The organism is Amycolatopsis sp. NPDC049252 (assembly GCF_043197175.1).
GTDB lineage: Bacteria > Actinomycetota > Actinomycetes > Mycobacteriales > Pseudonocardiaceae > Amycolatopsis.
Genome location: NZ_JBICSQ010000011.1, coordinates 102,585 through 126,604 on the forward strand (window position 1 = coordinate 102,585; position 24,020 = coordinate 126,604).

General features: G+C 72.1%; 23 protein-coding genes and 1 other RNA gene. 14 read left to right on the top strand and 10 right to left on the bottom strand.

Going from position 1 to position 24,020, the window contains the following annotated elements; all coding sequences use genetic code 11:
* Positions 1-101: 101 nt before the first annotated feature.
* Complete coding sequence (locus tag ACGFMK_RS16315; RefSeq protein WP_392763102.1) at positions 102-1,469, bottom strand: gluconate:H+ symporter; 1,368 nt, start codon at positions 1,467-1,469, stop codon at positions 102-104.
* Positions 1,466-1,960: a gluconokinase gene (locus ACGFMK_RS16320; protein WP_392763105.1), complete on the bottom strand. Its 495-nt coding sequence runs from the start codon at positions 1,958-1,960 to the stop codon at positions 1,466-1,468. Before ACGFMK_RS16320 ends, ACGFMK_RS16315 begins: the two co-directional genes overlap by 4 nt.
* 102 nt (positions 1,961-2,062) lie before the next feature.
* Between ACGFMK_RS16320 and ACGFMK_RS16325 the strand changes: the two genes are divergently transcribed.
* Positions 2,063-2,755, top strand: coding sequence for a FadR/GntR family transcriptional regulator (locus tag ACGFMK_RS16325; protein ID WP_392763107.1), 693 nt, complete (start codon positions 2,063-2,065; stop codon positions 2,753-2,755).
* Positions 2,756-2,826: 71 nt separating this feature from the next.
* Positions 2,827-3,717 carry a cobalamin biosynthesis protein gene (locus tag ACGFMK_RS16330; RefSeq protein WP_392763110.1) on the top strand — a complete coding sequence of 297 codons (891 nt, stop codon included), beginning with the start codon at positions 2,827-2,829 and terminating at the stop codon, positions 3,715-3,717.
* A 1-nt stretch (position 3,718) separates the two neighbouring features.
* On the opposite strand, the gene ACGFMK_RS16335 is transcribed toward ACGFMK_RS16330, so the two are convergent.
* Genes ACGFMK_RS16335 through ACGFMK_RS16345 form a run of 3 tightly spaced genes read right to left on the bottom strand, consistent with a single transcriptional unit; the run spans position 3,719 to position 5,760 of the window.
* Positions 3,719-4,342, bottom strand: coding sequence for an FMN-binding negative transcriptional regulator (locus tag ACGFMK_RS16335; protein WP_392763115.1), 624 nt, complete (start codon positions 4,340-4,342; stop codon positions 3,719-3,721).
* A gap of 50 nt (positions 4,343-4,392) precedes the next feature.
* Positions 4,393-5,238, bottom strand: a complete 846-nt coding sequence (locus tag ACGFMK_RS16340; protein WP_392763118.1) for an SURF1 family protein — start codon at positions 5,236-5,238, stop codon at positions 4,393-4,395.
* A gap of 60 nt (positions 5,239-5,298) precedes the next feature.
* Positions 5,299-5,760: a low molecular weight protein-tyrosine-phosphatase gene (locus ACGFMK_RS16345; protein WP_392763121.1), complete on the bottom strand. Its 462-nt coding sequence runs from the start codon at positions 5,758-5,760 to the stop codon at positions 5,299-5,301.
* A gap of 116 nt (positions 5,761-5,876) precedes the next feature.
* Here ACGFMK_RS16345 and ACGFMK_RS16350 point away from each other — a divergent pair, with 116 nt between their 5' ends.
* From ACGFMK_RS16350 to ACGFMK_RS16375, 6 genes are all read left to right on the top strand, one after another.
* Positions 5,877-6,293: a hypothetical protein gene (locus ACGFMK_RS16350; protein ID WP_392763124.1), complete on the top strand. Its 417-nt coding sequence runs from the start codon at positions 5,877-5,879 to the stop codon at positions 6,291-6,293.
* A 397-nt stretch (positions 6,294-6,690) separates the two neighbouring features.
* Entirely contained in the window at positions 6,691-7,512 is an 822-nt protein-coding gene (locus tag ACGFMK_RS16355; RefSeq protein ID WP_392763127.1) for a Nif3-like dinuclear metal center hexameric protein, read from the top strand.
* Positions 7,513-7,522: 10 nt separating this feature from the next.
* Positions 7,523-8,260 (top strand): zinc ribbon domain-containing protein, encoded by a 738-nt coding sequence (locus ACGFMK_RS16360; protein ID WP_392763130.1) that lies wholly within the window; start codon positions 7,523-7,525, stop codon positions 8,258-8,260.
* Complete coding sequence (locus ACGFMK_RS16365; protein ID WP_392763132.1) at positions 8,257-9,408, top strand: bifunctional RNase H/acid phosphatase; 1,152 nt, start codon at positions 8,257-8,259, stop codon at positions 9,406-9,408. The genes ACGFMK_RS16360 and ACGFMK_RS16365 overlap by 4 nt, the downstream gene beginning before the upstream one ends.
* 186 nt (positions 9,409-9,594) lie before the next feature.
* On the top strand, positions 9,595-11,340 hold the full coding sequence (locus ACGFMK_RS16370; protein ID WP_392763135.1) for a hypothetical protein: 1,746 nt from the start codon (positions 9,595-9,597) through the stop codon (positions 11,338-11,340).
* 82 nt (positions 11,341-11,422) lie between these two features.
* On the top strand, positions 11,423-12,424 hold the full coding sequence (locus ACGFMK_RS16375) for a hypothetical protein (RefSeq protein ID WP_392763138.1): 1,002 nt from the start codon (positions 11,423-11,425) through the stop codon (positions 12,422-12,424).
* 4 nt (positions 12,425-12,428) lie between these two features.
* Here the strand turns inward: ACGFMK_RS16375 and ACGFMK_RS16380 are convergent, their stop codons facing one another.
* Genes ACGFMK_RS16380 through ACGFMK_RS16400 form a run of 5 tightly spaced genes read right to left on the bottom strand, consistent with a single transcriptional unit; the run spans position 12,429 to position 18,730 of the window.
* The gene (locus tag ACGFMK_RS16380; protein WP_392763141.1) at positions 12,429-13,670 is read right to left on the bottom strand and encodes an SLC13 family permease; all 1,242 of its coding nucleotides are present in this window, start codon (positions 13,668-13,670) and stop codon (positions 12,429-12,431) included.
* A 34-nt stretch (positions 13,671-13,704) separates the two neighbouring features.
* Positions 13,705-14,820 carry a dimethylsulfone monooxygenase SfnG gene (sfnG, locus tag ACGFMK_RS16385; protein ID WP_392763144.1) on the bottom strand — a complete coding sequence of 372 codons (1,116 nt, stop codon included), beginning with the start codon at positions 14,818-14,820 and terminating at the stop codon, positions 13,705-13,707.
* Between the two features lie 31 nt (positions 14,821-14,851).
* Positions 14,852-17,704 carry an AAA family ATPase gene (locus ACGFMK_RS16390; RefSeq protein WP_392763146.1) on the bottom strand — a complete coding sequence of 951 codons (2,853 nt, stop codon included), beginning with the start codon at positions 17,702-17,704 and terminating at the stop codon, positions 14,852-14,854.
* 31 nt (positions 17,705-17,735) lie between these two features.
* A complete protein-coding gene (locus ACGFMK_RS16395; RefSeq protein WP_392763149.1) occupies positions 17,736-18,155 on the bottom strand; it encodes a hypothetical protein in 420 nt (139 codons plus the stop codon).
* Entirely contained in the window at positions 18,152-18,730 is a 579-nt protein-coding gene (locus ACGFMK_RS16400) for a sigma-70 family RNA polymerase sigma factor (RefSeq protein WP_392763151.1), read from the bottom strand. The genes ACGFMK_RS16395 and ACGFMK_RS16400 overlap by 4 nt, the downstream gene beginning before the upstream one ends.
* Before the next feature lie 247 nt (positions 18,731-18,977).
* On the opposite strand from ACGFMK_RS16400, the gene ACGFMK_RS16405 reads away from it, so the two are divergent.
* The 6 genes from ACGFMK_RS16405 (at position 18,978) to ACGFMK_RS16430 (ending at position 24,010) form a co-directional block, all read left to right on the top strand.
* Positions 18,978-19,646 (top strand): DUF4142 domain-containing protein, encoded by a 669-nt coding sequence (locus ACGFMK_RS16405; RefSeq protein WP_392763154.1) that lies wholly within the window; start codon positions 18,978-18,980, stop codon positions 19,644-19,646.
* A gap of 8 nt (positions 19,647-19,654) precedes the next feature.
* On the top strand, positions 19,655-20,470 hold the full coding sequence (locus ACGFMK_RS16410; protein WP_392763157.1) for a 4Fe-4S domain-containing protein: 816 nt from the start codon (positions 19,655-19,657) through the stop codon (positions 20,468-20,470).
* Positions 20,467-21,726, top strand: coding sequence for an NAD(P)/FAD-dependent oxidoreductase (locus ACGFMK_RS16415; RefSeq protein WP_392763160.1), 1,260 nt, complete (start codon positions 20,467-20,469; stop codon positions 21,724-21,726). The genes ACGFMK_RS16410 and ACGFMK_RS16415 overlap by 4 nt, the downstream gene beginning before the upstream one ends.
* Positions 21,727-21,756: 30 nt before the next feature.
* An RNA gene (gene rnpB, locus ACGFMK_RS16420) (RNase P RNA component class A) lies at positions 21,757-22,152 on the top strand.
* Between the two features lie 67 nt (positions 22,153-22,219).
* Positions 22,220-23,077 (top strand): hypothetical protein, encoded by an 858-nt coding sequence (locus tag ACGFMK_RS16425; protein WP_392763163.1) that lies wholly within the window; start codon positions 22,220-22,222, stop codon positions 23,075-23,077.
* A gap of 666 nt (positions 23,078-23,743) precedes the next feature.
* Complete coding sequence (locus ACGFMK_RS16430) at positions 23,744-24,010, top strand: hypothetical protein (protein WP_004562703.1); 267 nt, start codon at positions 23,744-23,746, stop codon at positions 24,008-24,010.
* The last annotated feature ends 10 nt before the right edge of the window (positions 24,011-24,020 follow it).

Here is a 24,020-nt window from a genome sequence, read left to right on the forward strand (position 1 = left end):
AGAATAGGTGACCAAAAGGTCACGTGTCAACGGTCGCCAAAAGCCGTGAAGGCCACCTTGAGGGACTCAGAGTCCCTCAAGGTGGCCTTCACGGCTTTGAACTACACCACCAGCGACAGCGGCAGGATCAGCGCGATCGCCACCACGGAGATCAGCGTCTCCATCACCGACCAGGTTTTCAGCGTCTGGCCGACCGACAGCCCGAAGTACTCCTTGACCAGCCAGAACCCGGCGTCGTTCACGTGCGAGAAGAACAGCGACCCCGCGCCGATCGCCAGCACCAGCAACGCACTGTGCGAAGGGTCCATCGTCGCGGCCAGCGGGGCCACGATGCCCGCCGCCGAGACGGTGGCCACCGTCGCCGAGCCCGTCGCCAGGCGGATCGCCACCGCGACCAGCCAGCCCAGCAGCAGCGGCGACAGGTTCGCGTCCTTCGCCAGGCTCGTGATGACGTCGCCGACCCCGGCGTCCACCAGGGTCTGCTTGAAGCCGCCGCCGGCGCCGACGATCAGCATGATGCCCGCGATCGGTCCCAGTGACTCGCCGACCACAGTGGACAGCCGAGCGCGGTCCAGGCCGGCCGGGCGGCCCAGCAGGACCATGCCCACCAGCACCGCCGCGAGCAGCGCGATCAGCGGGTCGCCGACGAAGTCCAGCACGCGCCGCGCCTGGTTTTCCTTGCCCAGCAGGATGTCCGACAGCGCCTTCGCGAGCATGAGGACGACCGGCAGCAGGACCGTCGTGAGCGTCGCCGCGAAGCTCGGCCGCGGTTTGTCCGGGTCCGCCCGCTCGGGGATCAGCCGCTCGGGTGGCGTGGCGTCCGGGACCAGCCGGGCGGCCAGCTTGCCGAACAGCGGGCCCGCGATCATCAGCGTCGGGATGCCGACCAGCAACCCGAACGCCAGCGTGATCCCGACGTTCGCGTTCAGCGCGCCCGCCGCGGCGAGCGGGCCGGGGTGCGGCGGGACCAGGCCGTGCAGCACCGACAGGCCGGCGACGGCGGGAATTCCCAGCAGCATCAACGGTTTCCCGGTGCGCTTGGCCGCCAGCAGCACCACCGGGATCAGCATGACGAGCCCGATCTCGAAGAACATCGGCAGCCCGATCAGCGCCGCGACCAGGGCCATCGCCCACGGCAGGGCGGCCCCGCGCGCCTTGCCGAGCACGGTGTCGACGATCTGGTCGGCGCCACCCGAGTCCGCGAGCAGCTTGCCGAGCATCGCGCCGAGCGCGATCAGGATCCCGACCGAGGCGACCGTGCTGCCGACCCCGCCCGAGAAGCTCTTGAGCAGCTTGTCGACGGGCATCCCGGCGGCCAGGCCCAGCACGATCGAGCCCAGCACCAGCGACAGGAACGGGTGCAGCTTCACCTTGGTGATCAGCACGACGATCACCGCGATGGCGACGACCGTCGCGGCGATCAGGCGGGTGTCGTGGCCGGTCCAGGCGGCCGCGAGGACGGAGTTCATGCGCGCTCCCGGAAGGCGGTCAAGGCGGCTTCGGTGATTTCGTCGGGGGTGTTGCGGATGTCGAAGATCGCGCCGGGCTCGTCCGGTTCGAGGGGTTCGAGGTCGGCGAGCTGTGAATCCAGCAGGGAGACCGGCATGAAGTGGCCCTTTCGGGTCTTCATGCGCTCGGCGAGCACCTCGCGATCGCCGTGCAGGTGGGCGAACCAGACGTTGCCACCGGTGCGCAGGACGTCGCGGTACCGGCGTTTCAGCGCGGACGACGTCACGACGCCGCCGGACTCCTGGTGCGCGCGGATCCAGCCGGCGATGGCCTCGAGCCAGGGGGCGCGGTCGGCGTCGGTCAGTGCGGTCCCCGCGGTCATCTTGTCGATGTTGGCCTGCGGGTGGAACGTATCCGCTTCGGCGTACTCGACGCCCAATGCGTCCGCGAGTTCCGTGCCGACCGTCGTCTTCCCGGAGCCCGACACGCCCATCACCACGATGACGGTCATCGCCACCTCCCACTTCGTTGTGCTCGGGTGAGTCAAGCTCAAAAGTACTACTTATTCAAGATTAAGTGCTACTTAATCGAGTCAGTTCGCTAGGTTGGCTGAGTGGGGAACGACAGGCACGACCAGGTCCTGGACGCGCTCGGCGCGGCGATCGCGAACGGCGAGCTGCCGCCGGGCACCGTGCTGCGGTCCGAAGAGCTCCAGGAGCGCTTCGGCGCTTCGCGGACGGTAGCGCGTGAAGTGGTCCGAGTGCTCGAGACGATGCGCCTGACCAGCAGCAAGCGGCGCGTCGGGGTGACCGTGCGGGAGCCGGGGGAGTGGAACCACTACGACCCGAAGCTCATCCGCTGGCAGCTCGACGGCCCGGCGCGCCCGGCGGCCCTGGCCACGCTGAACGAGCTGCGTTCGGCGATCGAGCCGTGCGCGGCGCGCTACGCCGCCCTGCGCGCGACGCCGGAGGAGCGCGGCCGCCTCGGGGCGCTGGGCGAGCGGCTGGCGCGGACGGCTCGCGCGCGGGACCTCTCGACGTTCCTCGAGTTCGACATCGCGTTCCACGACCTGCTGCTGAGCGCGTCCGGGAACCCGATGTTCGCGCAGCTGTCCGAGGTCGTCGCGGAGGTGCTGACCGGCCGGACCGGCCACGGGCTGATGCCGCCCGAGCCCCAGCCCGAGGCGGTGGCCCTGCACCTGGAGGTGGCGGCCGCGGTCGCGGCGGGCGACGCGGACCGGGCCGAACGCGCGATGCGGGACATCGTCGTCCAGGCGCGGGACGAGATCGCGGCCCTGGTGGAGTAGGCCGCAAACCGGCCTGGCGGGGGCGAGTAGCCTCTCCCCGAAGCAGACTTTTCTTATGCCGGGGGGCACGGGTGAGCGCGGCGCGCGCGATCGGACTGGTGTTGGGCGTGGCGGCCGACGGCGCCCTCGGCGATCCGCGACGGCGTCCACCGGTGACGGCTTTCCGCCGCTTCGGGCCCGCTCCGGGAGCCGCCGTGGCCGGCGCCGCGGTGCTGGGTGGCCTGCTGCTCGAACGCGCGGGCCGGGGCCGTCCGCTGGTGCAGGCGACCGCGACCGCCGTGACGACCTGGGCCGTGCTCGGCGCGGCCGGCCTGGCGGTGCAGGGCACCGAGCTCGCCCGCGACCTCGAGGAGTGCCGCTTCGAGCCGGCCCGCTCGACACTGTCCGAATTGGACCCCCGCGTCGCCGACGGGCTGGGCCCGGTCGCGCTGTCGCGGGCGTCGGTGGAAACGTTGGCGGAGAACACTTCCGACGCCGTCGTCGCGCCGCTGGTGTGGGGCGCGGTGGCGGGTGTCCCGGGCCTGCTGGGCGCGCGGGCGGTCAGCCTGCTGCGCCGCACCCGCCGCGGCCGTCCCGGTCACTGGGCGATCGACCGGCTCGACGAGCTCGTCCACCTGGTCCCCACCCGCGTCGCGGCGGGCCTGACGGTGCTGGCGGCCCCGGTGGTCGGCGGCTCGGCGGGCGGCGCGTGGCGCGCGTGGCGCCGCGACACGATCGCCCACCCGAGCCCGAACGCGGGCCGCGTGGAGGCGGCGTTCGCGGGAGCGCTGGAGATCCGCGTCGGCGGCCGGACGGTGTACCCGCACGGCGTCGAGGAACTGCCGGTGCTGGGCGTGGGCCGCAACCCGGACGCGGGTCACGTGACACGCGCGGTGGAACTCTCCCGCGTGGTCGGCTGGCTGGCCGGGGTGACCTCGGTGCTGCTCGCGGTGGTCGCGGGTTTCTGGCGCCGCTCGCGCTGACTCAGCCGCGGCGGCGCAACTGCGCCAAGGCCTCCGCGTCCAGCCGCCCGTCGCGCTCCGCCAGCCGGGTGCCGATGCGCTCGCGGTCCTCTTCCGTCCGGTTGCCGCCGAACTTGAACTTCGCTCGGACGCCCGTGATCGTGAACTCGATTCCGCGGATGCCCGGCAGCAGCCGCCGGTCGGGGGCGTCCGTGGCGCTCACCTCGGCGCGGGCGCCGTCCGTCTCGAAGTGCCGCAACTGCTTGTCCAGCAGCGCTGCTTTTTCCGCCGGGTCGTCGATCAGCCGGACGTCACCCTCCAGCTGGACCGTCGCGTAGTACGACGTCGGCACTCCGCGAGCCGGGTCCGCGCCGGGCGCCGTGTTCCAGTCCGCGCGGATGTACGTGTAGTCGTCGACCACCGTCAGCAGCGCGCGCGGGTGTTCCTCCAGCAGCGGCCAGATCGGGTTGGGGCGGGCCAGGTGCGTGACGATCGTGCGGTCGCCGTCGTAGGCGAAGTGCGCGGGCGTGACCATCGGCAGGTCGCGGCCGGTGCCGCCGGCGATCAGCTGGCCGAAGTCGTGGCCGGCCAGCCAGTCCCGCCACTCGGCGTCGTCCTTCGCGGCGTCCCAGGGGTGGATCAGCATGAACCCAGTGTGAAGACTACAAGTGGCCTCGCCACAGGTCCATTTCCGGCTTACTTCGAAGGGCCACTTTCGGCGTACTCGGCCTCGTCCTCGGCCAGGATCTCCGAGACGGACTTCCGCCGCGTCCGCTCGCCCGACGGCTTCGGCTCGGACAGCGCGCCGCCCGGCTTCAGCTCGCGCACGGTGAAGTAGAGCCAGCCGAGCACCGCCATCGCACCGAACGCGATCCACTGCAGCGCGTAGGAGAAGAACGGCCCCGAGTCGGTCTGGGGCAGCGGCAGCGCGCCCAGCACGCCGGGCTGATCGGTGTCGAGCTGGAAGTACCCGGGCCGGATGTCGATCTTCCCCGCCCGCGCGACGACCTTCGAGTCGACGACGTAGCTCTGCAGCCGCCCGCCGGTCGACGCGTCGGCGAACGCGTCCCGGTTCTTCGGGTCGGTCTCGTCGCTGCGCACCCGCGCGGTGACCTGCACGGTCCCGCCCGGCGCCGGCGCGAAGGGCAGCACACCGGACTTGCTGTCGAGCTTGACGAACCCGCGGTCGATCAGCACGACCGTGCCGTCGGTCGTCCGCAGCGGCGTCAGCACCTCGAAAGCGCCCTCACCCTGCACGGTCCGCAGCCGGGCGACGACCTCCTTGTCCGGGAGGTACTGGCCGGTGATCGACACGAGGTGCCACTCGGTGTGCTGGTCGGGCACGGCGCCCGGCGGCAGCAGCTGCGCGAGCGGCACCGGCGCGGCCGTGAACGACGTCTCGAGGGAGGAGTTCTGCTGCTCGCGCTCGGTGTTGCGGCCGAACTGCCACGGCGAAAGGAGCGTGAAGCAGCAGACGGCGAAGGCGAAGACCACCACCGTCAGAGCCAGCCACCCGGGCCGGAGCAGGAACCGCAACCGCACCCCTCCACGGTAGGCCGTGCCCGGTCCGGCCCGCCCGCCGACCTCGCCGAATGTGACGTGTCAGGGGTGCGAACGCACCCAATCCAGCAAACCGGGCACGGCGCGTTCGATCATGCGGAGGACGTCCTCGAAACCGTCGTCGCCGCCGTAGTACGGGTCCGGCACCTCGGCGCCGTCCGGGGCCGACGGGTCGAACGACCGCAGCAGCCGCACCTTGGCGGGATCGTCGACGCGGGCCCGCAGGAACTCGGCGTGCCCCTGGTCGGCGGCCAGGAGCAGGTCGGCCTCGAGGTCGTCTTCGGTCACCTCGGAGGCGACGTGCTGGGTCGGGTAGCCGTGGGCTTTGAGCGTCGCCCGGGCGCGCTTGTCGGCGGGTTCCCCTTCGTGCCAGCCACCGGTCCCGGCACTGGACAGCCGGACGGCGCCGGCCAGCCCGGCGTCGTCGAGCTCCTTCCGCAGGACGAGCTCGGCCATGGGGGAGCGGCAGATGTTGCCGGAGCAGACAACGACGATCTGAAGCATGCGGCGAGCGTAACCACCGGCGGTGCGGGTTCACCTGGTCTGCTCACCGCTCGGTTGTAACAGCAGCCACTCCTCGCGCGAGTCAGACAACCACCACGGCATCCGAGGAGTCCGCTATGTCCGCCACCATCCGTCACTCGGCTCTCGTCGGTGTGTTGCTGACCTCGGCCGTGCTGTTGCCTCGATGGCTCGGCGGCGATGAGGAGGTCGACGGCTTCGCCATCCCTTCCCCGCGCCCGGCCTTCCCCGCCGAGCACGTGTACAACCGGCAGGACCTCGCCGGTTACGTCGCGTCCGACGCCGCGGCGTCGATGCTGGCGCGCGGCTACACCGACGTCCGTTACGCCTCCGACTCGACCCGAGTGCCCAGCGACAAGGGGTGCACGCCCGGCGAGGTCGTCGGCGTGTACGGCGTCGGCCCGGACGGCACCGTCTGGCTGCAGACCTTTCGCGACCCGGCAGGCCCGGATCCGTCCGCGCCCACCGCCTACGACGTGTCCGTCAGCGCGCGGCTCGCCCGATGCGCCCGGTGAGGCGGCGCGACGCCGTGCCGTAACCACCGGCGGTGCGGGTTCACCTGGTCTGCTCACCGCTCGGCGGTACCACCGGCCCTCACCAGGCACCTAGCGTCGATCACGCGAGGACGCGAACCGGAAGGAGAGCGATCATGCACGGGTGCTGCTCGAAGTGCACCGGACAGGGCTGCGGCTGCTGCGGCAACTGCAACTGACCCCCGCACGGCGCCCGCGGCGGCGGTGATTCGCCGCCGGGGCGCCCCTCAACTCGACCCTGCGGGCAGGTCGCCGCCGGCGACCCACTGTGGAGTCGGTCACCGCGCGGATCTCGCGCGGGCGGCGCGGAAGAAACCGCACCGCGACGAGCCAGGGCCGAGGTTTCACGGCCGGAAACGCTCCATGCGAAGATCCCCGGATGCCCGCCCTTTCCGAAGTCATCACCGTGCTGGAGCAGGCGTACCCGCCGGCGCTCGCCGAGTCGTGGGACGCCGTCGGCCTCGTCTGCGGCGACCCGGCCGAGCCCGTGACGCGCGTGCTCTTCTGCGTCGACCCCGGCACCGAAACCCTCGACGAAGCCGTCGAGCTCGGCGCGCAGCTGATCGTCGCGCACCACCCGCTGCTGCTGCGCGGCGTGCACGGTGTCCCCGCCGACACGGCGAAGGGCGCGTTGGTGCACCGGATGATCCGCGCGGGCATCGCGCTCTACTGCGCGCACACCAACGCCGACTCCGCCGACCCCGGCGTCTCGGACGCGCTCGCCGAGGCGATCGGCCTCCGCGTCACCGGGCCCCTCGACCCGAAGCCGGACGGCGTCACGGGAATCGGCCGGATCGGCGAACTGCCGGAGCCGGAACCCTTCGGTGTCTTCGTCCAGCGCGTCGCCGACGCCCTGCCCGCGACCGTCCCGGGCGTGCTCGGCGCGGGCGACGTGGACCGCCTGATCCGCACCGTCGCCGTCTCCGGCGGGGCCGGGGACTCCTACCTCGAGCGGGCCGCGGAAGCCGGTGTCGACGCCTACGTCACCGCCGACCTGCGGCATCACCCCGCGGGTGAGCACCTGGCCCGCCCGGGCACGGCGCCCGCGCTGGTCGGGCTGACCCACTGGGCCAGCGAATGGCCCTGGTGCGGGCAAGCCTCGGCGGTCGTGGCCGGGGCGTTTGCGGGTAACGTCGACACTTGCGTCTCCACGCGGTGCACCGACCCGTGGAACGTCCGCGCCGAGCGCACATCGAATTAAGAGGAGCACCGTGAAGGCCGAACCCGCCGTGCAGCGCCAGTTGCTCGAGCTCGCCAAGGTGGACGCCGAGCTCTCGCGCACCGCGCACCGCCGCCGCACCCTCCCTGAACTGGCCGAAATCGACGCCGGTGAGAAGACCGCCCGCGACCGCCGCGACGCGCTCGTGTCCGTGGAGACCGCCGCGTCCGACCTCGACCGCGAGGTCGCCCGCCAGGAGAAGGAGATCGAGTCGGTGCGCGCTCGCGAAGACCGCGACCGCAAGCTCCTGGCGTCCGGTTCCGTGAACTCCAAGCAGATGACCGACATCGAGCACGAGCTGCAGACCCTGCAGCGCCGGCAGAGCGCGCTGGAGGACGACCTGCTGGAGCTGATGGAGCAGCGCGAGGCGCTGGGGCTCGACGCCCAGCGCACCGGCGCCGAGGTCGACAAGGCCGAGGCCGAGATCGCGGCCGCGATCATCCGCCGCGACGAGGCGTTCAAGGACCTCGACACCACCCTCGCCCGCCGCGAGGAAGACCGCGCGAAGCTGCTGCCGCGGTTCCCCGAGCCGCTGCTCAAGCTGTACGAGCGCGTCCGCGAGCACAAGGGCATCGGCGCCGCGCTGCTGCGCGCCCGCCGGTGCGGTGCCTGCCAGCTGGAGCTGGACCGCAACACCGTCAACGAGATCAAGGGCGGCCCCGAGGACGACGTCGTGCAGTGCGAGAACTGCGGCGCGATCCTGGTCAGGACCGTGGAGTCCGGCCTGTGACCGAGCACGTCGTCGTCGAGGCCGACGGCGGTTCCCGGGGCAACCCCGGGCCCGCCGGGTACGGCGCGGTGGTCAAGGACGCCGCGACCGACGAGGTCCTGGCCGAGCGCAAGGACGGCCTCGGCGTCGTCACCAACAACGTCGCCGAGTACCGCGGCCTGATCGCCGGGCTGGCCGCCGCGGCCGAGCTCGGAGCGTCCACTGTGGACGTCCGGATGGACTCGAAGCTCGTGGTGGAGCAGATGTCCGGGCGCTGGAAGATCAAGCACCCGGACATGCAGCCGCTCGCCGAGCAGGCCAAGCAGCTGGCCGCGGGCTTCTCGCGCGTCAGCTACCAGTGGATCCCGCGCGCGGAGAACTCCCACGCGGACCGGCTGGCCAACGAAGCCATGGACACGGCCACGGGGAAGCCCGCCGCGGGGAAGCCCGCCGCCGGACCCGGCACTCCCCAAGCGGCGCCGAAGCTGCCGACCCGGAAGCCCGACCGCGCGACGGTGGCCTGGACCGGCGCGCGCGGCACACCGACCCGGCTGCTCCTGCTGCGCCACGGCCAGACCGAAATGTCGGCGCTGCGGCGCTACTCCGGCCGCGGCGACGTCCCGCTCACCGAGCTCGGCCGCGGGCAGGCCGCGGCGGCGGCGAAGCGGCTGGCCGCGACCGACGGCCTGATCGTGGACGGTGAGGCCGTTCCGATCATCTCCTCGCCGCTCACACGCACGAAGCAGACCGCGCAGGCCGTCGCCGACGCGCTCGGCGGCCGCGTCGAGACCCACCCCGGCCTCATCGAGACCGACTTCGGCGACTGGGAGGGGCTGACGTTCGCCGAGGCGGCCGACCGCGACCCCGAGCTGCACCGCTCCTGGCTGGGGGACAGCTCGGTCCCGCCACCCGGCGGCGAGAGCTTCGACGTCGTCCACCGGCGCGTCCGCAAGGCCCGCGACGAGCTGATCGCCGAGCACGGCGGCCGGACGCTGGTGCTGGTCAGCCACGTGACGCCGATCAAGACGCTGCTGCGGATGGGCCTGGACGCCGGGCCGTCGCTGCTGTTCCGGCTGCACCTGGACCTGGCGTCGCTGTCGATCGTGGAGTTCTACCCGGACGGCAACGCATCGGTCCGGCTGGTGAACGACACGTCGCACCTGAGCTGAGGCGGGGCCGGATGTGGGGTGGATCACGCTCAATGGCGACGCGTGGCCGACCCCTGATGGGGTATTGGCTACAGTGTCCCGACCGCGACGCCGCGGTGGCGGGCCCGGCCTCGGGCGCGCTTCATGGGGCGCCAGCTCGTGCGTATCCCACCGGCAGAGGCCTGCGGGCGGAACAGTGACGAGGAAATGACGGCTAGCGCACTCAGTGAGACCTCCCAGAGCGACGTCCCCGAGGACCCCGCGCCCGCCACCACCGGCCGGAGCTGGGGTGCGCGGCTGGCGCCGGTGCTGGCCGTGCTCGCCGGCGTCGCGGCGGTCGCCGTCCACGCCCTGCGCTACGGCCACTGGATCGTCGACGACGCCGCCATCACGTTCTCCTACGCCCGCAGCTTCGCCGACGGCCTCGGCCCGGTGCTGCAGCCGGGCGCCCCGCCGGTGGAGGGCTTCTCCGACCCGACGTGGATGGTGCTGCTCGGTGTCGGCAAGCTCGTTGGCCTCTTCGACCACGGCCAGCTCTTCGGCCTGCCCGACTACGTGCTGTTCCCGAAGCTGCTGGGCCTGCTGTTCACCGGCGGCATCCTGACGGCCTGCTACATCGCCGCGAAGCAGATCTTCACGCGCTTCGCGTGGCTGGTCACCCTGGTCGCGGGCCTGACGCTGGCGACGATCCCGTCGTTCGTCATCTGGGTCGTGTCCGGCCTGGAGAACTCGCTGTTCGCGTTCGCGGTGGTCACGCTGGGCGTGACGCTGTTCGTCTCGGTCAAACGCGACAAGCTGCTGACGCCGAAGGTCGCGCTCTGGGCGGGCGTCATCGTCGCGTTCGCCGCGCTGACCCGGCCGGAAGGGCTCATCTACGCGGGCGCGTACCCGCTGGCCGCGCTCTTCCTGCTGCGCTCGGGCCTGTTCTGGAAGAGCTTCCGGCTGGCGCTGCTGTCGGTGGCGGCGTTCGCCGTCCCGTTCGGCGGGTACGTCCTCTGGCGGCACTCCGAGTTCGGGCGGCTGCTGGCCAACCCGTCGGTCGCGAAGCAGCAGGGCCTGCCGGGGATCGACGCGCTGAAGCGCCCCTTCGAGCTGGCCGGGTACGCGGGCTGGGCCGGCGTGGTCCTGCTGCTGCTCGTGATCGCGTTCGCGCTGGTCAAGGCGCCGTGGCGGCGTTCGCTGGTCGCGCTGCTGGTGCCGCTGGGGCTCGGGATCGTCGCGTACGGCGTGCTGGTCGCCGACTGGATGTACCAGCACCGGTTTGCCAGCCCGATCTGGCCGCTGGCGGTCATCGCCGGCACGCTGTCGGCCGGTGAGCTGCTCAAGCACCGCCGCGCGCTGCTGCGGATCGGGATCGTCGTGGTGCTGGTGGGCGCGTTCGTCCCGTCGGCCGTCGGCTTCGCGCAGGCCGCGGACAAGTTCGCGAAGAACCCGAACATCACGGCCTGCCTGGTCGCGGACCGCTTCGGCCGCGGGTTCAACACCTACGCCGACATCCTGGGCATCCAGAAGGCGTCGCTGCTGCTGCCGGACCTGGGTGGCTCGTCGATGACCAGCCGGCTCGAGCTGGTGGACATGGCCGGCCTGGTCAACAAGCCGATCGCCGACCTGGTCCACGACAACGACCTGGCCGGCCTGCGCAACTACGTGTTCGACACGGTCAAGCCGACGTTCATCCACTCGTGGGGCCCGTGGGCCGCGGGCAACGGCATCGCGCTGGACCCCCGCCTGGACCGCGACTACGTGCTGATCTACTCGTCGCCGATCGAAGGCCTGCGCAACGGCGACTGGGTGCGTCGCGATGCCGTGACCGACCCGGCGAAGCTGAAGGCGGCCCAGGACTACGCGAAGGTGACGATTCCGGCGGTGGCCGCGGACCGCTTCGGCGGCCCGCTGGACGACTGCGGCGCCACGATGAAGCCGGGCCAGACCCTGAGGATGCCGGGCAACTGAGTCCGGAACCTGGTTGCCCGGACGGGCTCGCGCTGGTGATCATGGTGGTCATGACCGAGAGAATCGAGCCCTCCGCCCGCCGGTGAGCGCGCCGATCGAGCCGGGAGCACCCCGGACCACGTTGTTCCGGCACGCTCTGCGGCTTCACCAGGCGGCGCCCGACGCGCCCTTGCGGCGGGACGGCGAGCCGTATCCGGACGACGACCTCCACCGGCGGCACCGTCCACCGGCAGTGGGGGATCGGCGCCTTCGAGGTGCCGAAGCCGCGCGTGTCCTCGACCGGTACTTCGGCGATCCCGGCGCCCCGCCAAGCGATCTTGCCGACGCGTTCCACGCCGTCGACGTCCCGATCCGCCGCAACGAGCACATCACCGCGGCCGCCCTGCGGGCGGATCGGCAGCGAGTTCGGCACACCGGCCGATGGCTGGTGCGGCACAGCACCGACCGCTGCTCGGCCACGATCGGACTGGCTCTGCTGGCCACGGACTCGGTCGAGCAGGACATCCCGTTGATCCAGACCATCGGGTTGCTGTCGGACCGGTTCGGGTCGTTGGCCGCCGATGCGCTCAGGCGTCGTAGCGGCGGTGAGGAGGCCCTGCTCTGGCTGGCCCAGCGCGTCGGCGGCTGGGGACGGGTCGACGTCGTGCGAGCCCTCTGCCGGCAGGTGACGTCCCTTTCGCGTCCCTGGCTGCTTCGCCATGCCTGTGACGGTGACTTCCTCAACGGCTACTTCGCAGGAGAGGTCGCCACTGCGGCTCACCTGCACGAAGCCGCCGATGACCCGGACGACGACCTGGTAGACCACACTGGTCTGCTGCTGAGGACCATGGCCGATTGCGAAGGCATGGGCATGAGCCTGAGTACCTATCCGCCGGCGCCCGCGGTGCTCACCGCACACGCGGCACACGTCGCGCGGCAGAGCCCGACAGCGGACCGGTACCGCACCGCCGAGATCATCGCCGGCTACTTGGCGACGCGGATGCCTGAGCGGAACGGTTGTACTCCCGGCCAACGCGACCGCATCCTGAGGCAGTACCGGGATGTCCTGGATCGTCAGGCCTGGCGTGACGTCTCGCACCGGTGACGGGTCACGTCGCGACGGTCAGGCCCAGCCACAGGGCCACCGTCGCCGCGGCCAGGCACAGCGGGGTTGTCAGCGCCCCCAGGGTGTGGAACGTCTTCGCCGACGGGTGCCGCGGGAGCGCCCGGCGCCACAGCAGGGTCGCCAGCGAGCCCAGGTAGCTCGCGTTCGGGCCGATGTTGACGCCCAGCAGCACCGCCAGCAGCACACCCGGCGCCGGGTGGGTGCCCAGGACCGACAGCAGGATCAGCGTCGCCGGGAGGTTGTTGACCAGGTTGGCCAGCAGGGCCGCCACGCCGGCCGCCAGCAGGAGGTCCACCAGGCCGGTCGACGTCGGGAGCAGGTCGCGCAGCAGGCCGCCGAGCAGGTGCTCCGAGACGGCCTCGACCACCACCGCCAGGCCCAGCACGAACAGGCACAGCTGCGGGGCCGCCTCGCTGATCAGCTGCCACGGCTTGATCTTGCCCCGGACCAGCGCCCGTACGCCCAGGACCAGGGCCGCGGCCGTCGCGATCCAGACCGGCTCGACGTGGGCCAGCGGGCCCAGCCCGAAGCCGGCCAGCGTGGCCGCCAGGACGACCAGCGCGAACGTCGGCGTCTCCAGGTGCTGCCGCGGCTCCGCCGTCTCCCGGGGCCGGAGATCCGCGGCGAAGAACCGCAGGAACACGAGCAGTTCGATGCCGATGGTGACCAGCCACGGCAGCGCCATCAACGCCGTGAACCCGGCGAACGTCAGCCCGGACGCGGCGAAGGCCAGCAGATTGGTCAAATTGGACACCGGCAGCAGCGTCGAGGCCGAGTTCGCCAGGTGCACGCAGGCGTAGGCGTGCGGGCGCGCGGGCATCTTCAGGCTCGACGCCGTCGCGAGCACCACCGGGGTGAGCAGGACGACCGTGGCGTCCAGGCTGAGCACGGCCGTCACGCCCGCCGCCGCGGCGAACGTCAGCACCAGCAGCCGCTTCGGCCTGCCGTGGCACGCCTCGGCGAGGCGGTTGCCGAGCCAGTCGAACACGCCGTCCACACTGGCCAGAAAGGACAGCAGGAGGATCGCGGCCAGGAAGCCGAGGGTCGGCAGGATCTCGACGGCCCGGTGCCCGGCCGCGGCCGGGCGCACCAGCCCGAGCAGCAGCGCCAGGCCGGCCGCCGGCACCGCGGCGACCGCCTCCGGCCAGCCGCGTGGGCGGACGATCGCGAAGACCAGCACCCCGATCAGGAGCACAAGGCTCGCGGCACCCGCCCAGAAGTTCACCGGCTCACGCTAGCCGGAGCCTCCTTCAGGACATTCAGACGCCCAGGGGTTCGGGGGTCGCGGCGCCGCGTGCGAGTTCGCGTTCCTTCTCCCGGATCACCGGCAGGACGTGCTTGCCGAAGTGCTCGACGTCCTCGAGGTAGTGCAGGAAGCCGAGCAGCAGGAGGTTCGCGCCGCGCCGCTTGTACTCGATGGCGCGGTCGGCGATCTGCTCCGGCGTGCCGATCAGCCGGGTGCGGAAGCCGTCGTTGTACTGCACGAGGTCCTCGAACTCCGAGTCCGCCCACATGCCCTTGCTGTCCGAAGTGGACTTTCCGGCCTGCTTGACGGCGTTGCGGAAGCCCTCGACGGCGTCCTTGTTGGCCTTCTCGACGATCTCGCGCAGCACGGCCTTCGCCTCGCTCTCGGTCTCCCGGGCGATGAGGAAGCCGTTCAGTCCGAATCGGACGGTGTGGTCGTTCTCGGCCGCGTAGCCGTTCACTTCGGCGACCTGCTCGCTGAAGCCGTCGAAGTCCTTGCCGTTGCTGAAGTACCAGTCCGAGACGCGCCCGGCGAGCTTGCGCGCCGCCGTGGAGTTGCCGCCCTGGAAGATCTCCGGGTGCGGTGCGGCGACCGGCTTCGGCTTGATGTCGAAGTCGTGGATCCGGTAGAAGTCGCCGCGGAACTCGGCGTGGTCGTTCGTCCAGAGTTCCCGCAGCACGCGGATGAACTCCTCGGAACGCCGGTAGCGCTCGTCGTGCTCCAGCCAGGCTTCGCCGAGACCGGTGAACTCGTCCTTGAACCAGCCGCTGACGACGTTCACCGCGGCGCGGCCGCCGGAGATGACGTCGGCGCTGGCGATGAACTTCGCCAGCACACCGGGGTGCCACAGGCCGGGGTGCACGGCCGCGATCACCTTCAGCCGCTGCGTCGCGAGCAGCAGCGCCAGGCTGAACCCGGTGGACTCGTGCTGGTAGGAGGCGCCGTAGCTGGCCGTGTAGCGGACCTGGGAGAGGGCGTACTCGAACCCGTTGTCCTCGGCGAGCACGGCCAGTTCGCGGTTGTATTCGTAGCCCCAGTCGGTGCGCTGCTCGATGTCGCTCGTGACGAGCCCACCGCTCACGTTCGGGACCCAGTAGGCGAATTTCAGGGGTTCTTCGAGCGAAGCCATGGCCCGAGTAGAGCAACGACGTCGCAGGCGGTCAACGCGTGTCCACGCGCTGGGACTTCGCCAGCGCACCACCGAGTTCGGCCCGGCCGGGGATGCCGAGCTTGCGGTACGCGCCGGACAGGTGCAGCTCGACCGTGCGGCGGGTCAGGTGCAGTGCCGTCGCGATCTCGCGGTTGGTCAGCCCCTGCGCGGCCATCACCGCGATGCGGTTCTCCTGCCGGGTGAGGCCGTGCTCGTTGTCCTTGGCCGGCGTCAGCGCGCGCCGGGACGACCGCAGTTCCTCCGCCGCACGGCGGGCCAGCGGACGCGCGCCGCAGTGCTCGCTCAGTTCGACCGCTTCGCGCAGCGTCTCGATGGCCTTTTCGGACTGACCGTGCCGCGCCTGCAGCGCGCCCAGCTCGGTCAGCGCCGTGGCCAGCTGCAGCCGGGCCGGCGACGAGCGCAGCGCGGTGATCGCCTTGTTCAGCGCCCGCTCGGACTCGTCGTCCTCGCGGACGAGACCGAGGGTCGTGAGCGCCGTGCCGAGTGGCCGCGCCGCGCCCCAGCGGGTCGAGGCGGACAGGTCCTCCTCCGCCAGCCGGGCCGCGTCGTCGGACTGGCCGAGGGCGAGCGCCGCGCGGGCGGCGTGCGCGCGCCACGGGACGAACCCGGGGAACCGCATGCCGTGGTGCGCGAGCCGCCGTCCGCAGCTGAGCAGGTCCTCGAAACCGAACCGGGTGTACCCGGTGGCGGCGCGCAGGCGGCCGCGCGCGTACAGCAGGTAGGTGTGGGTGAACAAGCCCTGGCTGGCGACGAAGTCCATCCGGTCCAGCAGCGACGTCGCCGCCTCGAACCGGCCCAGGTCGACCCAGCATTCGACGAGCTTCGCCGCACACAGCACGCCGACCGGGCACGTCGTCGTCGCGCCGCGCTCGTCGAACCGGCGCAGCAGCGACTCGAAGTGGACGCTCGCCCGCTGCAGGTCGCCGCTGGCCTGCAGCGCGATCCCGCGGGCCAGGGTCGGCAGCGCGCCCTGCGGGATGTGCACGTCCCACGGCTCGCGCTCGACGTCGAGGACCCGGCACAGCCGGTCGACGTGCACCGGCTCGTCCGCGAGCACCGCGGTGGCCAGCGTGAAGAAGTAGTGCTGCTCGAACAGGTCGCCGTCGCCGCCGCCCAGCCTGCGGGGCGTGCCGTCTTCGGCCGGGGCCGAGATGTGACTCAGCGCGTCGGCGAAGTGCGTGACGGCGTCCTGCGCCGACTCGCCGCTGCGGACCGCGTCGAGCGCCAGCAGCGCGGAGCGGCTGCGGCGCGCGGCCGGGTCGGTCAGCGGGGCCCACTGCTCCTCGAAGTCCCGGAACTCCGGCGGCGGGCCGAGCCGGCTGCCGGCCTCGGCCAGGTAGGTCATGCACAGCAGCGGCCAGACGGCGTCCGGGCCGCCGGCGTCGAGCCGCGCCGCGATCTGACCGGCCGCGCTGATCGCGAGCCGGGCGTCCTGGCCGCCGCAGAGCGACAGCAGCATCGCGGTGGCGATGAACGCGGCGGTCTCCCGGCGGCCGATGTTGTCGACGGCCTCGCGCACCCGCACGGCGGCGGCCGGCGGGTCGAGCTGGAACTCGGCGTGGGCCAGCTGCAGCAGCACCGCCACTCGCCGCCCGGAGCTCAGCCGCTCGTCGAGGGCCCGCCGCAGGTACCGCGCGGCCAGGTCGGCCTCGCCGGCGAACAGGGCGTTGCGCGCGCCCAGCCGCAGCACGTCGACGCCCCAGGGGATCCGGACCGCGGTGGCGTCCAGCAGGTGCGCGGCGACGCGCTCGATCGGCGCGCCGGTCTCCGCCAGCAGCTTCGCGGCCCGGGCGTGGCTGACCGCCCGGGTCGTCTGCGGCATGTCCTTGAGCACGGAGTTGCGGACGAACGGGTAGGACAGCGTCGGCTGGTTGCTGTTGTCGAGCACGTGCAGCCGGACCATCGTGTCGATCGCCTGCAGCGCGTCGAGCTCGTTGATGCCGGCGAGCTGGGCCAGCAGGTCGAAGCCCGCGTCCTGGCCGAGGATGGCGGCGGCCTGCAGGATCGCGGGGGCGTGCGGGAACTCGTGCATCCGGGTGTGGAGCACCTGGCCGATCAGCGACGAGCCGAGCGCGTGCGGGTCCGCGCCGGGCAGCAGCCGCGGCCGCAGCGCGTGCAGCAGGTACGGGTTGCCGCCGGTGGCCTCGCGGCAGGTGGACGCCAGCTCGCCGGGGGCGAGGCCGAGGATCTCCGCCGCGGCGGCGTCGCCGAGGCCGTTCAGGGTGATCGTGGCCGGCGTGCAGCCCGCCATCTCCAGCATCGCCACCTCGCTGTGCGGGGGGTGGCCGATCAGGGCGGTGAGTATGATCAACACCGGCAGGTCGAGCACGCGGTGCCGGATGTAGGCGAGGCAGCGCATCGACCAGGCGTCGGACAGGTGCACGTTGTCGATGCCGAGGAACAGCGGGCCCTGCTCGGCCGCGCGGCGCACGAGGTGGAAGAAGCGCTCGAGGGCTTCGCTCTCGGCGGCCGGGCCGCACTGCTCGGTGGCGTGCGCGGTCCGCGGGCGGGGTGACGCCGGGTCGGCGGTGATGTCGTCCAGCGCGTCGGCCAGCTGCCGGGCCAGCCCGCCGGCCAGGTGGCTCTCGAGCCGCGACCCGGTGGCGATCGCGACCGCGAAGCCGGCGTCCGCGGCCAGGGCGGCGGCGGTGCGGAGCGTGGCGCTCTTGCCCATGCCGAACTCGCCGACCAGCACCGCGCTGGCCGCCGTGCCGCCGAGGGCGACCGGGAAAAGCCTGGTCAGGCGGCTGAGCTCGGGCTCGCGGCCGGGGAGCCGCGGAGCGGGACGCTTCGGTACCGAAGCCCCGCTGACGGGGTTCTCGGGATTTACTTCGGTATCCACCGTAAGGACTTTCATGTTGGGTTCGGGCAGACTACTGGAAACCGGCCGACCTCGGGAGAATCCGCAGGTGGGCGCCGGTGCCGGCGACGACCTGAGCAGGGGAGACCATGGACGCAGCGGTTGCGGACCGGTCCTTCCCGCAGGCCGGGCCCGGCGCGCACAGGGCCGTCACGCCGATGGCCAGCGCCACCAGCAGCAGCGTGCCGGTCGCCGAGCCGGGCCGCCGCCCGCCGAACAGGCACGACTTCCGGCGCGGGGCCGTGCCGTCGCCCGGCGGCAGGTAGCCGAGCCGGACCGCCTGCGCCAGCGCGCCGGTCACCGAGCGGAACTCGGCGACGCGGACCCGGCAGCGGGCACAGCCGCTCAGGTGCGCCTCGAACTCCCCCGGATCGTCGAGGACGCCGAGCCCGTAGGCCGCGGCGTCCTCGTGCAGCTCGTTCCCCTCCTTCATCGCACCGTCACTTCCCCGAGCGCCTTCCGCAATTGCCGCATCGCCGTGTACAACCGCGATTTCACGGTTCCCTCCGGAATTCCGAGAATTGTCGCGGCCTGTCGAACGGTGTTTCCGGCGAGGTAGGTCTCGGAGATCACCGAGCGATATTTCTCGTCGAGTTCCGACAGTGCCCGGGAAATCGTTAGCGCGGCTAACGAACTGTCGGTGCGGTCGGCCGTTTCGGCGTTGTCCGGGATCTCCAGGGCGACCTCCTGCGGGCGGACCCGGCGATTTCGCCAGCCGTCGATGACGATCCGGCGGGCCACCGTGAGCAGCCAGCCGCGCAGCATTCCGGGCTCGCGTTCGAGGGTGTCGGAGTGCTGCCAGGCGCGGATCATGGTCTCCTGCACCACATCTTCGGTCCACTGCCGGTCGTAGTTGGTGAGGGACAACACCTGGCTGAACAGGGTGGTGCGAAAGTTCTTGTACAGCAACGGGATCAAGTCTTCCGTCGGGTTCGCGGCGAAGTCGACCGCGACGCCGGACGAGAGGTGGCCCGCGTGGCCGAGACTTGTTCTTCCCAGTGCATCCATAAATCTTCGCAACCTCACCTGACTGGCGGACTTATGCGCCAGCAGAGCGTAGCGCACAAGCACTTAATAGGCCATATGCATCAGTTTCCCCGGCTAATTGGCTCCCGGTCGCCACGGTGAGTGCTCACGGCCGGTTCAAAAACTGTCTTGTGATGCACGTCACAGTCTCTAAAAGGTGACATCGAGAACCAGGCAATGCCCTTTGCGCGTAGCTCCCGGTAAGGACTACTTCGCGAAGGGACCCGGAATGCCGCTCCGATTCGTGGCGCTGTTCGCGGCCACGACCGCGCTGGTGCTCGGCGCCGTTCTGCCGGCCGCCGCCGGGGAACTGCAGCAGACCGACCGTGCCCTGATGACCCGGCTCAAGCAGCACTCGCTGTGGGCCGGGCCGGCCAGCACGCTGGCGGCCGAGCGCGCCGGCAACCGCCGCGTGCGCGACGTCGCCGCCCGCATCGCCGACGACCAGGTCCGCCTCGGCGTCGCCCTGCGCGCGGCCGCCGACCGGGTCGCCGTGACCCTGCCTTCCGCGCCCACGGACCAGGAGCGCGCGTGGGCGGCCGAGATCGCCGCCGACTCCGGTGACGAGTTCGACCGCGTCTACGTCAACCGCCTGCGCGCCGAGTACGGCGACCTCTTCGCGCTCGCCTCCGACGTCCGCGCCGGCACCCGCGACGACGACGTCCGCGCGTTCGCCCAGACCGCCGTCGACACCACGCTCGGGCACCTGACGCTGCTGGAGAGCACCGGGCTCGCCGAGACGACGTCCCTGCTCGTCTCCGCCACCGAGGACGACACGCTCGGCGGCGGCGACCTCACGCTCGGCGCGGTGCTCGTCGCCCTCGCCACCGTGGCCACGTTCGGCCTGCTCCGCCTGCTCGGAACCCCCGCCACCACCCCGCCGCGCACCCGGAGGTAAGCCGCTCCATGTCCCTGTCAGCCGCGCTGAACACCGCGTCGTCGCCGCACGACGGCGGGATCGCCGAGGCCGCCGCGTTGTCCGGCCGCCTCACCTACCTCTGCATGTGCCTCACCCTGTGCTGGGGCGTCCTGGCCGCCGCGGGCTGGGTACGCCGGTTCAGCGGGCAGGACGCCGTGCGCTCCGGCCACGTCGTGCTCGCCGCGTTCACCCTCGCCACCGGCGCCCTGCACGGGCTGACGTTCCTCTTCCTCGACGACGACGCGTTCGGCTTCGCCGACCTGCTCCTCCCGTTCTACGACGGCACCACGCGGCACGCGCTCGGCATCGCCGGCTTCGAACTGGTCGTCGCGGTCTCGGTGACGGCCGGGCTGCGCCGCGGCGCGCGTGAAGGCCGCTGGCTGCGCTTCCACCAGTTCGGCTACCTGGCGATCGGCCTGCTCGCGGTGCACGCCTGGCTCGGCGCGGTCTCCAGCGGGCACCTCGCCGTCGTCTGGCTCGCGGGGATCACCGCGAGCGTGCCGCCGGTCGTGCTGTCGGTGCTGCGCCTGCTGCCCGCGTCGGCGCTCGTCCGGGCCGGGCTGATCGGGCCGGCGCCGGCCGTCCCGGAGGACGACGACGCGATCCTGCGGATCAATGTCGACAGCCACCGCTGCCACTCCTACGGCGTCTGCCAGTCGGAGGCGCCCCAGGTCTTCCGGCTCGGCCACGACGGCCGGCTGGAGTACGAGAAACGGCCGGAGGCCCGGCTGACCCCCCACGTCCGGGCCGCCGCGCGCGCCTGTCCCATGCGAGCCATCCACCTGTTGGGAGCCACCCGATGACCGAACGGATCGTCATCGCCGGAGCCGGCCTCGCCGGCCTGCGCGCCGCGGAGCGGGTGCGCGAACTCGGGTTCGACGGCGAGGTCGTCGTCATCGGCGCCGAGCCCGACATCGCCTACCACCGCCCGGCGCTGTCCAAGAGCCTGCTCACCGGCGCCGTCAGCCGCGCCGACACGCTCCTGGCCGACCCGCTGGAGGTGGACGCCGAGTGGCGGTTCGCCACCGCCGTCACGGGCCTGTCGCCGAACCGCCAGGTCGTCCACCTCGCCGACGAGGAACTCCGCTACGACGGGCTGATCATCGCCACCGGCGTCGAACCCCGCCGCCTGCCGGGCGCGCCGCACGGCCACCCGCGGGTCGTCGTCGTCCGGACGCTGTCCGACACGATCGCGCTGCAGCGCGCGCTGCTCACCAGCCCGGGCCCGGTCGCCGTCGTCGGCGACGGCCTCATCGGCTGCGAAGTCGCGTCCAGCCTCCGGGAGATGGGCCGCGACGTCGTCCTCTTCGGCCGGCCCCGCGCGCTGCTGGCCGACGTGCTGGGCCCCGACATCGGCGAGTGGCTCACCGCGCTGCACACCGCCCGCGGCGTCCGCCTCGAGCTCGGCACGACGATCCGGCGCTGGCGGCCGGCGCCCGCGGGGGTCGGCATCGAGTTCGCCGACGGCCGGGCCCTCGACGTCGCCTGCGTCGTGGTCGCCGTCGGCAGCGTCCCGGCGGTGTCCTGGCTGCGCGGCGCCAAGCTCCCGCTCGACGACGGCGTCGTCTGCGGGCCGACGTGCCACGTCGTCGGCTCGAGCACGATCGTCGCCGCCGGCGACGTCGCCCGCTGGCCGAACCTGCGCTTCGGCCCGGTGCCGCAGCGCGACGAGCACTGGCTCAACGCGGTCGAGATGAGCCGCGCGGCCGCCGCGAACCTGCTCGCCGGTCCGCAGGGCTCGCCGGCGTTCACCCCGGTGCCGCGCTACTGGTCCGAGCAGCACGGCGTCCGCATCCAGGTCGCCGGCCGCCCGATGCTCGGCACCGACACCGTGCTCCTGGAGTCTCCGGCCCCCGGCACCCGCCCGATCACCGGGTTCGTGCGGGGTGGCGCGCTGGTCGGGCTGATCGGCCTCGACAGCCCCGCCGCCGTCCTGCACTGGACGGCCGAGCTCGCCCGGCAGCAGGCGCACGGGGCCGAACCCCGGCCCGCGCCCGAGATCGTGCGCCCGCGTCACGGTGGTTCCCACGACCACCGCAGTGCCGTCGCGGGGTGGTGAGAGCCGCGCGGGTACGCTTCTCCGCGCGGACGAGCTGGCAGGGCGGTCGCGGGCCGGGGTGACCCGGCTCGAGGAAAGTCCGGACTCCACAGGGCTGGGTGGTTGCTAACGGCAACCCGGGGTGACTCGCGGGAAAGTGCCACAGAAAACAGACCGCCCCCGGTCCCCGGACCAGGGGTAAGGGTGAAACGGTGGTGTAAGAGACCACCAGCGTCCCGGGCGACCGGGACGGCTAGGTAAACCCCACCCGGAGCAAGGCCAAGAGGGAGCTTCGGCTCCTGCGCAGGCGTTCGAGGACGGCCCGTCCGAGCCTGCGGGTAGGCCGCTGGAGCCTGCCGGCGACGGCAGGCCGAGATGGATGACCGCCGCCCCGGAAGCCGCAAGGCGACCGGGGAACAGGATCCGGCTTACATGCCAGCTCGTCCGCACCCGCACCCGCATCCCCGCCGACGAAGGCTCGTCGGCGGGGGTTACCCGGGGGTAGGGTGCCCGCATGGCGGGAAACGAGAAGCAGTTCAAGTCGGCTTTCGACTCCTTGCACGCGCTGGCCTACTTCGCCCCCGAAGTCGACGCCGCCCTCACCGGGATCGGGCTGCGACCGGGGCGGATGCCCTACTTCGCCGGCCGCTCCGCCGCCATGGGCCCGGTCGGCCCCGAGATCGTCGCGGCGACCTTCTACAACTTCAACCCCGAGGTCGTCGCGCGGGTGATCCCGCGGGCCTGGACGCTGGCCACGCCCGAACAGGTCCTCGAAGCCCGCCTCGACGGCGTCGACAAGGTCCTCACCAGGCTCCTCGGCGACGACACGCTCAAGGGCGAAGAGGTCGCCGAGGCCGCCGAACTCGCCCGCGAGGCCACCGCCGGGTGCACCGGCGAAGGCCGCGCGCTCTACGCCGCGCACACCGCGCTGCCCTGGCCCGAGCAGCCGCACCTGGCCCTCTGGCACGCCCTCACGCTGGTGCGCGAGTACCGCGGTGACGGCCACGTCGCCGCGCTCGTGCTCAACGGCCTCAGCGGCGTCGAAGCCGTCGTCACGCACGTCGCCACCGGGCACGGCTTCACGACCGACGCCGCCAAGCTCACCCGCGGCTGGAGCGACGAGCAGTGGGCCGCCGCCGAGGCCGGGCTGACCGACCGCGGGCTCCTCGACGCCGAGGGCGCGCTGACCGAGGCGGGCGTCGCCCTGCGCGACCGGATCGAGGTCGCCACGGAAGCCGCCGCGACCGGCCCGTGGGACCACCTCGGCCCGGAAAAGACGGCCCGGCTCGAAGCGCTGTGCCGCGACCTCACCCGGCAGGCCGTCGCGGCCGGCGCCTTCCCCGACGGGGTGTTCGCCCGGCAGCGCCGCTGAAGGGAGCTGCCGCTCGAGCCGCTCACGACGTGCTCGCGGACGAGTGGTTCGTTCAACCGGCGCGAGACCGGAATCCGGCGACGACTACGCAGTGCGCTCGTCCCGGGCGCGGTGACGGCTACGGCGGGGAGGCTTCGGGCGCGGTGAAGATCGTCCTGTGGCCGGCCGTGGGCGTCGTGCGGCCGAACGCGTCAGGCGAGGACGCGTCTGAATGGAGCAAGATCACGCTATGTAGTGAAACTTGTGTGAGGTCTTGAACACCTAGTGACGGACCTTTGCGGTCGTGAAGATCGGGAACTCGGCCGAACGGTCCACTGGGCGTCACAGTGTGGACTCCTGCAAGGCCGCCGTTCGGGTCGTGTCACACTGTTTCCCGCCCGGCGGTGGTCACAAGCCGGGTACGCAAAGTGAGCAATTCTCTGCCAAGAGAGTGAGTTCGGCACTGCGACGAAAACGATGGGCGGCCGGGCTTTGACCGGAGGACCCTTGCCGCGATGATGGTGAGCGTGGAGATTTCGGGTAACAAGCGCGCCGTCCCGGTTGAGCAGCGAGCCGGTACCTACTCAGCGCGCTTTGACCGCTACCCCTCGTAGCCGCCATGATGTTGTTCGAAGCACTGCCTGAGCCAGAACCGCGCGGCCCCCACCGCGCACCGGGAGTAACGCGATGATGACCTTGACCACCCTCGACACGCTGGCCGCCGGCGAGCTGGGCACCGGAAACGTGCGCCAGTGGCTGCTTGACAACGTCATCCCCCTGGTGCTGCTGGCCGTCGCACTCCTGCTCCTGTGGCTCGGTGGCGGCAAGGGCGACAACGCCGGTGTCATGCGCCGGCTCGCGGGCGTGGTCATCGCGCTCGCGATCATCGGGCTCGCGGTCAGCGGCGCCGGCGTCAACGTGGGCCAGTGGATCGCCGGCCTGTTCACCGGCTGAGACGGGGTCC

Bases quoted from the DNA above. Each gene is read 5' to 3' on its own strand.
- ACGFMK_RS16315 (WP_392763102.1), bottom strand. From the start codon at position 1,469: ATGAACTCCGTCCTCGCGGCCGCCTGGACCGGCCACGACACCCGCCTG.
- ACGFMK_RS16320 (WP_392763105.1), bottom strand. From the start codon at position 1,960: ATGACCGTCATCGTGGTGATGGGCGTGTCGGGCTCCGGGAAGACGACG.
- ACGFMK_RS16335 (WP_392763115.1), bottom strand. From the start codon at position 4,342: ATGCTGATCCACCCCTGGGACGCCGCGAAGGACGACGCCGAGTGGCGG.
- ACGFMK_RS16345 (WP_392763121.1), bottom strand. From the start codon at position 5,760: ATGCTTCAGATCGTCGTTGTCTGCTCCGGCAACATCTGCCGCTCCCCC.
- ACGFMK_RS16350 (WP_392763124.1), top strand. From the start codon at position 5,877: ATGTCCGCCACCATCCGTCACTCGGCTCTCGTCGGTGTGTTGCTGACC.
- ACGFMK_RS16355 (WP_392763127.1), top strand. From the start codon at position 6,691: ATGCCCGCCCTTTCCGAAGTCATCACCGTGCTGGAGCAGGCGTACCCG.
- ACGFMK_RS16370 (WP_392763135.1), top strand. From the start codon at position 9,595: ATGACGGCTAGCGCACTCAGTGAGACCTCCCAGAGCGACGTCCCCGAG.
- sfnG (WP_392763144.1), bottom strand. From the start codon at position 14,820: ATGGCTTCGCTCGAAGAACCCCTGAAATTCGCCTACTGGGTCCCGAAC.
- ACGFMK_RS16395 (WP_392763149.1), bottom strand. From the start codon at position 18,155: ATGAAGGAGGGGAACGAGCTGCACGAGGACGCCGCGGCCTACGGGCTC.
- ACGFMK_RS16400 (WP_392763151.1), bottom strand. From the start codon at position 18,730: ATGGATGCACTGGGAAGAACAAGTCTCGGCCACGCGGGCCACCTCTCG.
- ACGFMK_RS16405 (WP_392763154.1), top strand. From the start codon at position 18,978: ATGCCGCTCCGATTCGTGGCGCTGTTCGCGGCCACGACCGCGCTGGTG.
- ACGFMK_RS16410 (WP_392763157.1), top strand. From the start codon at position 19,655: ATGTCCCTGTCAGCCGCGCTGAACACCGCGTCGTCGCCGCACGACGGC.
- ACGFMK_RS16415 (WP_392763160.1), top strand. From the start codon at position 20,467: ATGACCGAACGGATCGTCATCGCCGGAGCCGGCCTCGCCGGCCTGCGC.
- ACGFMK_RS16425 (WP_392763163.1), top strand. From the start codon at position 22,220: ATGGCGGGAAACGAGAAGCAGTTCAAGTCGGCTTTCGACTCCTTGCAC.
- ACGFMK_RS16430 (WP_004562703.1), top strand. From the start codon at position 23,744: ATGATGACCTTGACCACCCTCGACACGCTGGCCGCCGGCGAGCTGGGC.